This is a genomic window from Paraburkholderia sp. A1RI_3L, from assembly GCF_048957895.1.
Classification (GTDB): domain Bacteria; phylum Pseudomonadota; class Gammaproteobacteria; order Burkholderiales; family Burkholderiaceae; genus Paraburkholderia; species Paraburkholderia kururiensis.
This window is the reverse complement of the sequence record NZ_JARCHA010000065.1, coordinates 1-656: the sequence shown is the minus strand read 5'-3', so window position 1 is coordinate 656 and position 656 is coordinate 1. Positions and strand designations below refer to the sequence as shown.

At 66.9% G+C, this 656-nt stretch carries 1 pseudogene; it reads right to left on the bottom strand.

The annotated features are described in order from the left end of the window. A pseudogene (locus tag PXJ20_RS32905) lies at window positions 1-511 on the bottom strand (adhesin); the annotation flags it as partial. Between the last annotated feature and the right edge of the window lie 145 nt (window positions 512-656).

Here is a 656-nt window from a genome sequence, read left to right as displayed (position 1 = left end):
ACCCCGTCGAGAGCGAACTGGCGGTGGTCGAGGTCGAGGTGGACAGCGACGTGTTGCCGATCGCGATCGTGCTGATCGAGGTCGACAGCGAAGTCACGGTGCTGTTGGTGCTCGACAGGCCGGTCGAGAGCGAGCTGATGCCCGTCGAACTGGACGTGGAGAGCGACGTCACCGAACTGTTGGTGCTCGACAGACCGGTGGACAGCGAGCTGATACCGGTGGACAGGGAACTGATACCCGTCGACGTGGAGCTGGACAGGGACGTCACGGAACTGTTCGTGCTCGACAGACCGGTCGAGAGCGAACTCACGGCGGTGGACGTCGACGTGGACAGGGACGTCACGGTGCTGCTGGTGCTCGACAGCCCCGTGGAGAGCGAACTCACCGCCGTGGAGGTCGAGGTGGACAGCGACGTGATGCCGGTCGAGGTCGACGTCGACAGCGAGGTTACGGCCTCGTTGGTGGCGTTGAGCTGCGAGCCGTTGATGGCGTCGGTGCTCGTCGCACTCACGCGGCCCGCCGCCACGTTCGTGATCTGCCGCTCGGCGCCCGGCGCGCCGACGCTCACCACGCTGGTCGGACTCGTGCCGGCAAAGGTGTACGCCACCCCGCCGATCGTCGTGCCCGAGGTCGGGTTCGCCGCGGCCGTTACGGAC